The organism is Pseudomonas sp. NPDC090755 (assembly GCF_044769005.1).
GTDB lineage: Bacteria > Pseudomonadota > Gammaproteobacteria > Pseudomonadales > Pseudomonadaceae > Aquipseudomonas.
The window spans coordinates 129,150-141,923 of sequence record NZ_JBIVXC010000016.1 but is presented as its reverse complement, the minus strand read 5'-3'; the positions used below and the strand labels follow the sequence as shown (position 1 = coordinate 141,923).

The following is a 12,774-nucleotide window of genomic DNA, read 5'->3' as shown; positions in this document are numbered from 1 at the left end:
GGGTGTAGCGAGGGTACCCGCAGCGAAGCGAAGGGCCGGATGCAGGGACACGGGTTTTGCCCACTTTTGCCTTCAAAAGTGGGTCGCCGTAAAGGGCGAAACCAGCCGGCAGCGCCGCTGCAAGACATGGATATGCTCGTCGTCTTCAGCGCCAACGCTACGGTCCAGACATCGGAGCAATGTCCCAACGCCAAGGCATCAATAAATCACTCCACCGGCAACAACGCCGGCTTGCCAGTCTCCTTGAGCAGAAACACCACAAACTTCGCCGGCTTATCCTGGCTGGCATTACGCCCCACCGTGTGAATATCGGTCGGCCCCTCATGAAACACTTGCCCAGGCGTCAAGGTGACTTCCTTGCCGCCTTTGACCCCCATCACCACCGTTCCCTCCAGCACATAGACCACACCATGAGCATCGTGGCGATGCACCGGATCGGCGCCACCCGGCGGGTATTCCACTTCCAGCACCACGATCTCCTTGCCCGGGTAGTCGGGCAGCGCCTGTTTCATCACCGGTTTGACCGTGGGTGGCGGAGCACCGTTTGCCGGACTCTGGGCCAGCACCGCAGTGGCGCCCATCAAGGACGCAAGCACAAGTAACGAAGAAATACGCATGACACGCTCCTGATCCGGATCAACGTTGGACGGGGGTGTTTTTCAGCCAGGTCTGGAAGTGCATGCCACCCTTGATCGCATCATCGTCAGGGGTCAGCGAACGATCATTGATCGGCGCACCGAAATAGGTGGCCTGGGGATCGGTGATCACCTCACGGGCGTCCTGGTTGTGCTGCAGGTAGGCGCGCACGAACTCGACCAGCGGTTGGCGATCGGGCCCGGCGACTTCAAGGGTGCGATTGGCCGGCGGCTGTTCGACCAGATTGGCCAGGGTCTGGGCGACATCTGACGAGGCAATCGGTTGTAGGGCGGCGCTGGTCAGGCGCACGCAATTGCCCTCGGCGCCTGAATAGGCAATCGCCCCCATGAATTCGAAGAATTGCGTGGCACGCAGGATGGTGTAGGGCACACCGGCGTCCTTGATCAGTTTTTCCTGGGCCATCTTGGCGCGAAAGTAACCGCTCTCGAGCATGCGCTCGGTACCCACCACCGACAGCGCGATGTGATGGCGTACACCGGCATGCTTCTCGGCGGCGAACAGGTTGCGTCCGGAGGTTTCAAAGAACGACAGCACGGCTGCGTCTTCGAACGAGGGGGAGTTGGACACGTCCACCACCGCATCGGCGCCTTGCAGGGCGTGGTCCAGGCCTTCGCCGGTCAGGGCATCGACGCCGGTCCTCGGCGAGGCGGCCAGCGCCATGTGGCCCTTGGCGCGCAGGTTGTTGCACAGTTGGGTCCCGATCAAGCCAGTACCACCGATAACGACGATTTTCATGGCTCAGACTCCCAGGGAATGGGGCGTTGTACTGCAACCTTCCATGCTACTCCGCCATTTCCGTTGGACATGCGGGGGCGGATCAGTGGTTGCAACGTAGCCGCTGCCGCCAGGCTGCGATCGGTGGGAGCGGCGGTCGATCGCAGGCTTCGCCAGCTCCCACAATGGACGGTGCATACCAGTGCACCCTGTGGGAGCCGGCAACGCCGGCGATGGTTTTTCGCTACACCGCATCGCTGGCATCGCCAGTTGCTCCCACACGGGAGCTCAGAAGCGCTCATCCGCCATGGCCGGCAAGGTCAGTTCCTTGACGAAGCTGGCCGAGGACAGGCTCAGGGCCATGCGCACCACCTGGACCACATCGTGCACCGGAATCAACTGGCCTTCACCGCGCAACGCCGCCACCTCGCGCGGGGTGGCGAGTGGATCGTCGGTGTTGAGGTAGCCCAGGTTCAGGCAGGTCACACCCAACCGGTGCTGGCGGTAACCCTCGCGCAGGGCATCGGCGATGCCACGCAGGGCGAACTTGGAGGCGCCGAAGCTGACCTCAGGGCGCCCGCTTTGGCTCAGGCCCGAGGTCGAGCCGGTGAGGATGATGCGTGGCCGCGGGCTTTGCAGCAGGGTCGGCAACAGACGCTTGATCACCAGCAGGGTCGCGGTGATGTTGCAGTTGACGATGGCTTGCACCTCGGCATCATCGTCAGCGAGAAAGTCGTATCCAGGCGCAAAGGCGCGGGTCTCCCAGATCCCCAGGTTGTAGACCAGGGTGTCCAGCCCCTGCCCGGCCACCGCCTGCTCCAGCCGCTGCGCGGCCTCCCGCGGCTGCGTCAGGTCGGCCTCGACCCACTGCAGGTCCACCCCTTCCCGCGCTTGCAGCCCCTGCGGCCGGCTGCGCGAGACACCCATGAGGGTATCGCCAGCCTCCCCCAAACCCTCGATCAGGGCCCGGCCCAGCCCCTTGCTTGCCCCTACCACCATGGTTTTCATCATCTGTCTCCTGACATGGCTTGCTGACTGAAGCGGGCATGCAAGCAAAGCGGTGATGCAGAGGCAAACGACAGTTGTATCCGGATGTGTGTCACCTACTTCAGGTAGCGCCTGAACCACTCCAGGGTCCGCTCCCAGGCAAGCTTGGCCGCCCCTTCGTCGTAACGCGGCGTGGTGTCGTTGTGAAAGCCGTGGTTGGCACCGGGATAGATATAGGCCTCGTAGGTTGTCCCCGCAGCCTTCAACGCCTGCTCATAGGCCGGCCAGCCTTCGTTGATGCGCGTGTCCAGTTCGCCGTAGTGCAACAGCAAGGGCGCCTTGATCTTCGGCACATCCTTGGCATCGGCCTGGCGCCCGTAGAACGGCACAGCCGCGGCCAGTTCGGGATAGGCCACCGCCGCCGCGTTGGCCACCCCGCCGCCGTAGCAGAAACCGACGATGCCGACCTTGCCGGTGGTGGCGTCGTTTTTCATCAGCCATTCGATGGCGGCGAAGAAGTCGTTCATCAGCTTCTGCGGGTCGATCCCGGCCTGCAGTTCCTTGCCCTTCTCGTCATCACCGGGATAGCCGCCTTTGGAACTCAGGCCATCAGGTGCCAGGGCGATGAAGCCGGCTTTGGCCAGGCGCCGGGCCACGTCTTCGATGTAAGGGTTCAGACCACGGTTCTCGTGCACCACCACCACGGCGGGCAACTTACCCTGGACCTTGGCCGGTCGCACCAGGTAGCCACGCACCTGGCCATGGCCCTTGGGCGAGGGATAGGTGATGTACTCGGCGTGGATATCCGGATCGGAGGCCGGCACTTGCTCGGCCAGTGCGTAGTTCGGGCTCAGGGATGCGAGCAAGGCACTGGCGGTCATGCCGGCGAAGGTGAAGGCCGCTGCGCGGTCGAGGAACTCGCGGCGATTGATCCGTCCGTGGGCGTAGAAGTCGTAGAGTTCGAGCAGTTCGGGGGCGAAGTCTTTGGCGGTGAGACGGTCCATGGGCGGGCGCTCTCTTCAATGACGGGCAAATCCGTTTGACTCATTAAAGCAGGCTTGAGGCCTGGCGCTCATAGCAGCGCGAGCCCGTTGCGGGCTCGCTTCGTTTCAGGCCTTCAAGCGCTGAGCAGTTGACCACGGAACAGGCTGGCCAGGGTTTTCACGGTCAGCACCGCCAGGACGATAGTCAGCAGCACCAGGATCACCCAGGCCAGCCCTTGCAGTGCCACCCCGCCCTGGGCATGGGCATATTTGAACGCGGCATTGCTCAGTGCGGCCAGGGGGAAGCTGATGGCCCACCACGACGGGGCGAACGGCACATCGCGGCGAAACACCTTGAAGCTCAGCACCACGGCCAGGAACAGGCCGAAGTAGAACAGCATGCCGGCAAACCGGTCGACCTCGCCGAACAGGTTGGTGTAGGCCAGAAAGCCCACTTCAAACGGCGCCACCAGGATCATCAGCGAAGGCACCATGCCCTTGGCCAGGGCGTCCTGGTGCACCAGCCGCGGGAAGATGCTGGTGAAGAACACCAGGGCCAGGGCCGCGCCCACTGCCGTGGCCAACAGGTTCAGTTCGCCCGCCCAGGCCATGGGCATGTGCGCACCGGTCACGGTGATGTCGAGGGTGGCAACGCCTGGAATCAGCCAGGCCGGCACCGCGTGTTGCAGGTCCTGCTTGCCCTTGAGCAAGCGCGACAGCACCAGGCCACCCAGGGCCACGGCCAGCAGGCTGGCCACGCTCCACAGCACCTGGGCGAAGCCTTCGCTGTAGGGCGCTGCCACCACCGACAGCAGCAACAGGGCAATGACGATGGTGCCGAAGAAGTTGCCGGCGATCGGGTGCTTGAACTCGTTGACCACCGCCTGGCGATGGCGTACCAGTTTGGTGAGGTAGCCGGCGCCCACCACCACGAACACCAGGCCGGCGAACAGGGCGATGGCTTCGCCGATCAGCGGGCTGACGCCGAAGTACTGGTGCGCCAGGCGCCAGGCCAGGCCCAGACCAGCCAGGCCCATGACCGAGCCGAACAGGTTGACCGGCAGATGCTTGATCGAGACGCTGCTGGCAGCCTGGCTGCGGGCAGGCTCCAGGGCGGGAATGGTGGCAGTGTTCATGACGGCTGACTCCTGGCTTGATTTGTCGTTAGGGATAGTTTCTGCCATGATTGCCTTGGCTTAAATAGCCACATAACGACGTTTTCAGCCAACCTCTCGACCCCAACGGACAACCCCTATGCGCATCGCCCTCCTGGCTTTTCCTCGTGTGCAAATGCTGGATATCGTCGGCCCCGCCGATGTCTTCGCCGAAGCGGCCAAGCAACTGGGCAACCCGCGCGCCTACCGGGTCGAGGTGATCGGCACCCAGCCCGGCCTGATCAAGACCAGCAGCGGCCTGCGCCTGGCGGTGGACGCCACGGTCGAAACCCACAAGGCCAGGCTCGACACCCTCCTGGTAGCCGGCGGCCCGCAGATCGACGAAATCGTCGGCAACCCGGCCCTGCAGCATTGGCTGCAACGCCAGGCAGGCTCGGTGCGACGCATCGGCTCGGTGTGCACGGGTGCCTTCGCCCTGGCCGCCGCCGGCATCCTGCGCGGACGACGGGTGACCACCCACTGGAACAGCAGCGCGCGCCTGGCCAGGGAAAACCCCGACACCCAGGTCGAGGCCGACAGCATCTACGTCAAGGACGGCAGCCTGTACACCTCGGCGGGCGTGACGGCGGGCATGGACCTGGCCCTGGCCATGGTCGAGGAAGACCACGGCCGCGAGCTGGCCCTGCGGGTGGCGCGGGAAATGGTGATGTTCTTCAAGCGCCCCGGCGGGCAGTCGCAATTCAGCGCCCACCTGGCGGCGCAGACGGCGGAAAAATCGGCCATCAGTGCCGTGCAGGCCTACATTCTGGGCCACCTCAGGGACGACCTCAGCGTCCCGGCCCTGGCTGCCCGCGCCGGCATGAGCGAGCGCAATTTCGCCCGGGTGTTCAAGCTTGAGGCCGGCTCCACCCCGGCCGAATTCGTGGAACTGGCGCGCATCGACAGCGCCCGACGCCTGGTCGAAGAGTCGGACATTCCCTTGAAGCGCCTGGCCGACGCAGTGGGCTATGCCAATATCGACGGCTTTCGCCGGGCCTTCGTGCGTCGCCTGGGCGTCACGCCCAGCGACTACCGGGCACGCTTCACCCAGCCTCACCCTGCAACAGAAAATCGATCATCGCCCTGACCCGCAGCGGCACGTGCCGGGCATGGGGGTAGATGAGCATGAACGGTCGTGAAGTGCCGCCATAGTCGCCGAGCACCTCCACCAGCTGGCCGCTCTCCAGTTCCTGCTGCACGGTGAAGCGGTAGGCCTGCATCAGCCCGGCGCCATTTTTCACCAGGGTGGCGGTGGCGAGAAAATCTTCCAGGCAGGTGTAGCTGCCCGAGGTCTGCATTTCGACCAACCGACCGCCGACCTGGAACGACCAGGTCGTGGTACGCCCGGTGCTGGGCAGTTCGAACTGGATGCACTCATGCCCGAGCAGATCATCCGGCGTGGCCGGCACGCCTGCGCGACGCAGGTAGTCGGGGGTGGCGACCACCACCAGCTCCGCCTCCTCCAGTCGTCGGGCCACCAGCCGCGAGTCGGCCGGCGCGCGCCCGCGGATCGCCAGGTCGTAGCCTTCCTCGGCAAAGTCGATGTTGCGGTTGCTGACATGCACGTCGATGCGCACCTGTGGGTAGCGCTGGCGAAACTGCGGCAAGCGTGGCAGCAGGCGGTAGTGGGCATAGGGCGTGGGCAGGCTGATGCGCAGCAAACCGGCCGGCACCGCCTGGGCACCGCTGACCTCGCGCTCGGCGTCGATCAGTTGGGTCAGCGCCTGCCGGCAGTGTTCGTAGTAGCCACGCCCGCCCTCGGTCAGGCGCATCTGCCGGGTGGTGCGCACGAACAGGCGCACGCCCAGGCGCTCTTCCAGGCGCGCCACCGACCGGCTGACCGCCGCCGGCGTGACTCCGGCCTGGTTGGCGGCGGCGGTGAAGCTGCCGGTTTCGGCGGCCAGGCAGAACAGTTCGATGCTACCCAGTTGCAGATCGTCGAATACCCGGGTCATGACCACCTCATTGATTACACCAAGTATCAATTCAAATTACATTCACACCATTTTTCAAGGCCTGCTTGCCAATTAACCTGAGCTCCATCAGCCGGACCTGTCGACCGGCCCTACGGAGATTCGATCATGCACACAGCAAAAACCGTTATCGTCACCGGCGCTTCCAGCGGCCTGGGTTTCGCCATCGCCAAGGCCTACCTTGAGCGCGGCGACAATGTGGTGGGCAATGCCCGTACCCTGGCACGCCTGCAAGCGGCTGCGGCGTCCCTGGGCAACCCGGCCAACTTCCTCCTGGTCGAAGGCGACATCGCCCGGCCTGAGACTGCACGCAAGCTGTTCGACCAGGCCATCGAAGCCTTCGGCAAGGTGGACATCCTGATCAACAACGCCGGCATCTTCATCGCCAAGCCTGTGGCCGACTACACGCCGGGCGATATCGAGGCTATCGTCGATACCAACCTCAAGGGCTTCGTCTACCCGGCGCAGGTCGCCGCGCAGCACATGGCCGCCAACGGTGCCGGGCATATCGTCTCGATCACAGCGTCCATCGCCCTGCAACCGAACACCAAGGTGCCGGCGCTGCTGCCGGTGCTGATCAAGGGCGGCCTGAACCAGGCGGTGCGTGCCCTGGCGCTGGAACTGGCGTCTGCCCAGGTGCAGGTCAATGCCGTGGCCCCGGGGATCATCGACACCCCGCTGCATGGCGACGACCCGCAAACCCGCGAAGTGCTCAAGGCCCTGGCGCCCACCGGGCAGATCGGCACGCCCCAGGATGTGGTCGATGCGGTGCTGTACCTGACCGACTCGACGTTCGTTACCGGTACCGTGATCGCCGTGGATGGCGGTTCGGCCACCGGTGTCTGGTAAGCAAACGGAGGAAGACTGTCATGCCTTATGTTCACATTCAGGTTACCCAGGAAGGCGTCAGCGCCGAGCAAAAACGCGAGCTGATCGAAGGCGCTACCGAATTGCTGTACCGGGTACTGAACAAGCCGCCGGCCTCGACCTTCGTGGTGATCGAGGAAGTACCCACCGATAACTGGGGGGTCGGTGGCGAGACGGTGACGGCACTGCGCAAGCGTGAGCGATCGGGCTAAGGCAGCACCGGCGATCAACAACACCCCGTCATCGCCACCAACCCCTCGACCACCGCCAGCAACGCCCCCTGCGGCCGTTGCTGGCCTCGCTCATACACCGCCAGTTGCCAGTCGGCACTGGTACCCTCACGCAGAATCACTTCGGCCCGGTCAAAGCTGCGCTCACTGTCACAGGGCCCGGCGTCGAAGCGCTCCCGCGCCTGCGCCAGCCATTGCTGCGCACTGCACTGCCGCTCTCCCGCCAGACAGATGTAGTGCCCATGACGCCCATGGCGCATGGCCCGCCAGTAGTTCTGCCCGGCGATCCAGTACTGCTCACGGGTCAACGCAGCGTCCTGCGGGTGGTTCAGACAGTGCTCGACCATGCGCCGAAACAGGCCGGCGATGCACAACGCATCCTCAAGCCTGGGACAGGCATCGGCGATGCGCAGCTCCACCGTGGGGTAACGCCGCGATGGGCGAATGACCCACCAACAATCATTGCCTTCGCGCAGCGACCCGGTACGGCGTAGCAGCGTCAGGTAACGCTGGTAGGCCTGCCAGTCGCCGAGGCGTTCGGGCAGGCCCATGTGCGGCCACTCGCCACAGGCGACCTGGCGATAACTCTGGTAGCCGCTGGGCTCACCTTCCCAGAACGGCGATGAAGCGCTGAGCAGCAACAACAGGGGTGTCCAGGGCAGCAACTGGTTGATCAACCGCATCCGGTCAACCCCCTGCGCCACCCCGACGTGGACATGCAGGCCACACAACAGGCTACGGCGCGCGACCTGCTGATAGTCCTCGAACAGTTGCCGGTAATGCGCTTCGTCTGCCGGTCGTTGCTGGCGCCAGCCGCCCATGGGGTGGCTGCCCGCGGCGAACAGCCCGACGCCTTCGGCCGCCAGCCCCCTGGCCAGTTGCTGACGGTGGTGACGAAGAAAATCACCGGCCTGGGCCAAGCTGGTGAACACCGGCGAAGCCACTTCGATCTGACAGCGGAACATCTCCTGGGCAAAGTGCGCGCCCAGCACCTGGCGGCACAGCGCGATGATGCCGGCCCCGGGCCTGGCCACCACCCGGCCGCTGGCCAGTTCCACCAGCAGGTACTCCTCCTCGATGCCGAAGCTGCACGGCGGGCTCATCGCCGGGTAACACTCAGCACCACGGCGGCGATGCGCTCGACCTGCTGGTAGCCGGGCTCGAGCAACTGTTCGCCGAATACATCCGCGTCCAGTTCCTCGTAGCGCCAGGCCCAGCGCGGATCGGCCAAGGTGCCTTGCACCTGTGCCAGGAAAGGGTCACGCCCTTCGACCATGGCAACACCGGTGTACAGCAGCAAGGTGCCGCCCGGGGCCAGGCGCGGCAAGGCTTGCTCGACGATGCGCAGCGACAGCTGCTCACCCAGGGTGCCGCCGCCATGGCGATAGGTGCGTTCGCCGGCATCGAGCATGTAGGGCGGATTGGCGACGATCAGGTCAAACCGGCCGGTCACGCCATCGAGCACGTCGCTGTGCTCCACCGAGACATTGGCCAGTTGTGCCAGGGCGGCATTGATCGCGGTCAGGCGCAAGGCCCGGGGGTTGATGTCCAGGGCAAGGACCTGGGCATGACGCCGCGCCCGGGCGATCAGCACCGCGCCAATGCCGGCACCGCACCCGATATCCACGGCCTGTTCAAGGGCGGTCGTGCGCTCGCGCAGGTGGGCTTCGATCACCCGGGCGAAACGGTAACTGTCGGGACCGAAGAACACGGCATCGACGCTGTCGGTGGGGTAGCTTGAATGCACGAACAGCGACTCACCCAGGCTCGACCAGCGCACCCGGCTGCGCCACAACTCGCCCTGCTGCTCGACGATACCGGCCAGCTGCATCTGCACCTGTTCATCCGCCGACAGCAAGGCCGGGGTGAACGCCCGGTTCCAGCCGAAGATATCGCGCAGGGTCCGCGCCTGTTGGTTCCCGGCTCGAGCGTTGTTGCGGTGCTGGGTCAAGGGTGTCACGCAAGTGAAGCGGTAGCCGTCGGCCTGCAGTCGCCGCCCCAGTTGCAGCAGGGCCTGGTCGGCCTGGCGTTGAGCCTGGTCCAGTAGCATCGTGCGCTCCTTAACGGTGCAGGCCGGTCATCTGCGCGAACCGGCGCGTCGCCCACAAGCCACAGGGCAAGGCATGGCGGTTGCCGCCCATGTCCTTGATCAATTGCTCGATGCGGGCCTGAGGCGGTAGGTCCTGCAGCGTGACCTCCAGGGCCTGTTGCTGCTCGTCGTCGACCACTGGCTCGACGTTCAGCGCCGGCATGCGGGGTGGTTTGGCCAGGGGCTGCCACGTGCCAGCAATCCAGTCGTGCAGCAGCTGCTTCTCGTAAGGGTCGAAGACGCCGAACATTGCCGCGCCCGGTCCGTCGATCAAGTGCCAGAAACGGCTCTGGGTCGGGTCCCGGTCGCGCCTGATCCAGCCCTTGCGCTGCAGCACGGCGAAAAAGCCGCTGAGCAGGTTGGTCTGCGCCAGCCATTGATTGACCGTGCGGCCTTCGATGCGGCAGTAATCCGAATGCATGTGCTGGCCGAACTCGCGCTTGCGCTCCAGGGTGGCCAGCAACTCGGCTTCGAGGTCGAAGCTGTCGATGATCGCTTGCGCCCCGGGCCCCAGGTCGTTGAGCCGATAACCTCGGGCCACGCGCTGATAGAACGGCGTACCGCCCTGCTGTGGCCACAGCAGGCGCAGGGCCTGTAGCGCCTTGCAGGCGTGACCGCTGCTGGCGTTGTCGATGGTCACGTGCAGGCGAAAATAGTGCGGATCGATACCCAGTTCATCGAGCTCGTAGGCGGTGATCAACAAGTGCAAGGGCAACTGCTCATAGCCGAGGTTATAGCCGATCACCTCTGGCAAAAAGGCCTCGGTGTTCAAGCCCAGGGCCAGTTGCACCGTGCCTTGCAGGTAGTGCTCTTCACTCAGGGGCATGTCCTGGTGGCAGCCCTGTTCGCTGAGCAGGCGACGGTAGATCAGCACATGGTTACTGGCCGGGTCACCATCGCCCAGTTCCTCCAGGTAGGTGCGGATCAAGCCGTGAAAGCGCGGATCAGGCCAGTGGCGCAAGGTACCCTGCAGCCAGGCACCGTCCACCGTCTTGGTCGGCGCCACCTGCTGGAGAAAATACAGGGCATGGGCGCGGTTACTGAAGTAGCGCCGGGGCCCACCGGCCTTGCGCGTGGACAGGTAATCGGCATAGCGCCTGGCGACGTCGGCGGCCCGCTGCTTGCTCCAGCGCCCGAGGTCCGCAGGATTGGCCGGCAAGTCATCCGGCAAGGTCTCGGCGCGTTGCAACTGGGCCAGGAGCCATTCGTGGCTGTCGCCTGGGTCCCCCTGGAGCAGGGTCTGATAGCGCTGTTGCAGCGCAGATCGGGCATTCCATAGCACCGTACTTTGCACCGGTGATGCAATCGACACGCTCATGGCCGGGCTCCTGCGGTCAGTGGCCGGGTGGGCGAAATCGCCCTTGTAAACAAGTGAGGGCCGCCACCGACCGAAGTTCAGCGCAATTGCCCGGGCGCGAGATGGAAGGTCGCAAGCACGCAAGCACGCAGCCCTGTAGACTTGCACCCCAAGCCAAATCACCGGCCCTTTACTGTTCTGGAGTTGCCCCGATGCCCGCCCTCACCCATTTTGTCGCCCCGCCCGAGGAGTCGATCAAGAGCCAGATCCTGCAGATGGTGGTCGATTACCTGAGCGACATCAGCGCCATCGGCCTCCCCCCGAGCAACCCGCTGTACAGCCTCTACCAGTACGGCATCGGCTTTGAAGTGCATCGCTACCTGGACGCCATGAACGGCGACGGTGAGCTCAAGGTCGAGCTGATGGTCGCCTGTGATGTCGATGATCCGGACACCGTGATCGGCTTTCTCCTCTACCTGCCTTTGCAGGACGACCCAGCGGCTTGCACCGTCGCCTACCTGGCCGTGCACAGCCAGCACCGTCGCCAGGGTGTCGCCCGCGCCCTGCTGCAGCAAATGACCGCGCGCTACCCCCACGCCGAGCTAGCCTGTGCGGCGAGCAAGGTGGAGTGCTTCGAGGCCCTGGGCTTCCAGGTGATCGGAGCACGCGGGCCACAGGTGCTGATGAACACCCGCGATCACGCAAGCGAAGGCCGGGTGGCGGTGCTCGACGTGGCGCCGATCTATCGCACGCTGGAGGTGCAGCAGATCCATAGCTACCTGCTCAAGCAGCACGGCAAGCGGGCCATGGTCGATGCCGAGAAACAGCGCGACCGCCACCTCGACCAGTTGCAGCGCAAGGCCCAGGCCCTGGTCCTGGAGCGCCTGGGCGAAGGCCCGTGGCAGCCCGGCACCGCCATGCGCCTGGTTTAGCGGCCGGCCTGCAGCGCCAGCTCGACCAGCACCTGGAGCACGAAGCGGGTGCTCTGCTCGACCTGCCCTTCGCGGCTGGCAATGCCCAGGTGACGCCACAGCCCGGGCCGCAACGGGCGCATGCACAGACGCGGGTCGGGCTCCGGCGAGGTGGCTTCGTGGGGCAGCAAAGTAGCGCCGTAGCCGGCAGCCACCAGGCTCTTGATCGCATCGTTGTAGTTGAGCTGGATGCGCGCCTGCGGTTGCAGGCCGGCGGTGGCGAACCAGTCGCCGGTCACCCGCGACAATTGGGTGGTGTTGTCATTGAGGATCAAGGCGCGGCTGGCCAGCCAGGCCGGCGTGACCCGCGCCGGCGGTGCCCAGCTGGCGGGGATGAAGGCCATGATCGGGTCGCGGCGCCAGGGCTGGATCTGCACGCCCTTGACCGCGCCCTGGGGCAAGGCCACCAGGCCCAGGTCGAGGGTGCCGTCCTGCAGGCGCACCAGGGACTCGCGCGAGGTCAGCACCTGCACCTGCACATCGATGCCGGGATGGCGCACGCCGAGGATATCCAGTGCCTGGGGCAGCAGATGGGCGATGGCGCCGGTCGAAGCGCCCAGGCGCACGCGTCCGCCCAGGCCCTGGACCTGCCGCTGCACCTCGTCCAGCGCCTGCTCGGCATCGGCCAGCAGGCGGCGGGCGCGCTCGAGCAAGGTTTCGCCGATGACGGTGGGATGAATCTGCCCGCGCTTGCGCGACAACAAGGGCGCGCCGATGCGTGCTTCCAGGTCGGCAATGTGCAGGCTGACCGTGGGCGCCGCCAGGTTGAGCGCGCGGGCGGCCTGGGCGAAGGAACCGAGGTCGGCGATCACCACCAGGGTGCGCAGGCGGTCGAGGCTGATTTCACGCATG

Annotated in this window: 14 protein-coding genes; 4 read left to right on the top strand and 10 right to left on the bottom strand. The window is 65.3% G+C overall.

What is annotated here, in order from left to right; translation table 11 throughout:
* Positions 1–206: 206 nt before the first annotated feature.
* The 5 genes from ACIQUS_RS21155 to ACIQUS_RS21135 all read right to left on the bottom strand — a co-directional run bounded on the left by ACIQUS_RS21155 (position 207) and on the right by ACIQUS_RS21135 (position 4,477).
* A complete protein-coding gene (locus ACIQUS_RS21155) occupies positions 207–617 on the bottom strand; it encodes a cupin domain-containing protein (RefSeq protein WP_403050952.1) in 411 nt (136 codons plus the stop codon).
* Between the two features lie 19 nt (positions 618–636).
* On the bottom strand, positions 637–1,392 hold the full coding sequence (locus ACIQUS_RS21150; protein WP_403050949.1) for an SDR family oxidoreductase: 756 nt from the start codon (positions 1,390–1,392) through the stop codon (positions 637–639).
* Positions 1,393–1,659: 267 nt separating this feature from the next.
* Positions 1,660–2,379 carry an SDR family oxidoreductase gene (locus tag ACIQUS_RS21145; protein WP_403050946.1) on the bottom strand — a complete coding sequence of 240 codons (720 nt, stop codon included), beginning with the start codon at positions 2,377–2,379 and terminating at the stop codon, positions 1,660–1,662.
* A 95-nt stretch (positions 2,380–2,474) separates the two neighbouring features.
* Positions 2,475–3,362: a YghX family hydrolase gene (yghX, locus tag ACIQUS_RS21140; protein WP_403050943.1), complete on the bottom strand. Its 888-nt coding sequence runs from the start codon at positions 3,360–3,362 to the stop codon at positions 2,475–2,477.
* 113 nt (positions 3,363–3,475) lie between these two features.
* Positions 3,476–4,477 carry an SLAC1 anion channel family protein gene (locus ACIQUS_RS21135; protein WP_403050940.1) on the bottom strand — a complete coding sequence of 334 codons (1,002 nt, stop codon included), beginning with the start codon at positions 4,475–4,477 and terminating at the stop codon, positions 3,476–3,478.
* Between the two features lie 118 nt (positions 4,478–4,595).
* Here ACIQUS_RS21135 and ACIQUS_RS21130 point away from each other — a divergent pair, with 118 nt between their 5' ends.
* On the top strand, positions 4,596–5,582 hold the full coding sequence (locus ACIQUS_RS21130; RefSeq protein ID WP_403050937.1) for a GlxA family transcriptional regulator: 987 nt from the start codon (positions 4,596–4,598) through the stop codon (positions 5,580–5,582).
* Here ACIQUS_RS21130 and ACIQUS_RS21125 read toward each other — a convergent pair.
* On the bottom strand, positions 5,539–6,450 hold the full coding sequence (locus ACIQUS_RS21125; RefSeq protein ID WP_403050934.1) for a LysR family transcriptional regulator: 912 nt from the start codon (positions 6,448–6,450) through the stop codon (positions 5,539–5,541). The genes ACIQUS_RS21130 and ACIQUS_RS21125 overlap by 44 nt on opposite strands.
* Positions 6,451–6,576: 126 nt before the next feature.
* Between ACIQUS_RS21125 and ACIQUS_RS21120 the strand changes: the two genes are divergently transcribed.
* Both ACIQUS_RS21120 and ACIQUS_RS21115 read left to right on the top strand, forming a co-directional pair.
* Positions 6,577–7,317: an SDR family NAD(P)-dependent oxidoreductase gene (locus ACIQUS_RS21120; RefSeq protein ID WP_403050931.1), complete on the top strand. Its 741-nt coding sequence runs from the start codon at positions 6,577–6,579 to the stop codon at positions 7,315–7,317.
* 20 nt (positions 7,318–7,337) lie between these two features.
* The gene (locus ACIQUS_RS21115) at positions 7,338–7,547 is read left to right on the top strand and encodes a 4-oxalocrotonate tautomerase family protein (RefSeq protein WP_403050928.1); all 210 of its coding nucleotides are present in this window, start codon (positions 7,338–7,340) and stop codon (positions 7,545–7,547) included.
* A 14-nt stretch (positions 7,548–7,561) separates the two neighbouring features.
* Here ACIQUS_RS21115 and ACIQUS_RS21110 read toward each other — a convergent pair whose 3' ends face one another.
* Genes ACIQUS_RS21110 through ACIQUS_RS21100 form a run of 3 tightly spaced genes read right to left on the bottom strand, consistent with a single transcriptional unit; the run spans position 7,562 to position 10,972 of the window.
* Positions 7,562–8,668, bottom strand: coding sequence for a carboxylate-amine ligase (locus ACIQUS_RS21110; protein ID WP_403050925.1), 1,107 nt, complete (start codon positions 8,666–8,668; stop codon positions 7,562–7,564).
* Positions 8,665–9,615 carry a methyltransferase gene (locus ACIQUS_RS21105; RefSeq protein ID WP_403050922.1) on the bottom strand — a complete coding sequence of 317 codons (951 nt, stop codon included), beginning with the start codon at positions 9,613–9,615 and terminating at the stop codon, positions 8,665–8,667. The genes ACIQUS_RS21110 and ACIQUS_RS21105 overlap by 4 nt, the downstream gene beginning before the upstream one ends.
* Before the next feature lie 10 nt (positions 9,616–9,625).
* A complete protein-coding gene (locus ACIQUS_RS21100) occupies positions 9,626–10,972 on the bottom strand; it encodes an iron-containing redox enzyme family protein (RefSeq protein WP_403050919.1) in 1,347 nt (448 codons plus the stop codon).
* A 191-nt stretch (positions 10,973–11,163) separates the two neighbouring features.
* Here ACIQUS_RS21100 and ACIQUS_RS21095 point away from each other — a divergent pair, with 191 nt between their 5' ends.
* Positions 11,164–11,883, top strand: coding sequence for a GNAT family N-acetyltransferase (locus ACIQUS_RS21095; RefSeq protein ID WP_403050916.1), 720 nt, complete (start codon positions 11,164–11,166; stop codon positions 11,881–11,883).
* On the opposite strand, the gene ACIQUS_RS21090 is transcribed toward ACIQUS_RS21095, so the two are convergent.
* Positions 11,880–12,773 carry a LysR family transcriptional regulator gene (locus tag ACIQUS_RS21090; protein ID WP_403050913.1) on the bottom strand — a complete coding sequence of 298 codons (894 nt, stop codon included), beginning with the start codon at positions 12,771–12,773 and terminating at the stop codon, positions 11,880–11,882. The genes ACIQUS_RS21095 and ACIQUS_RS21090 overlap by 4 nt on opposite strands.
* Between the last annotated feature and the right edge of the window lies 1 nt (position 12,774).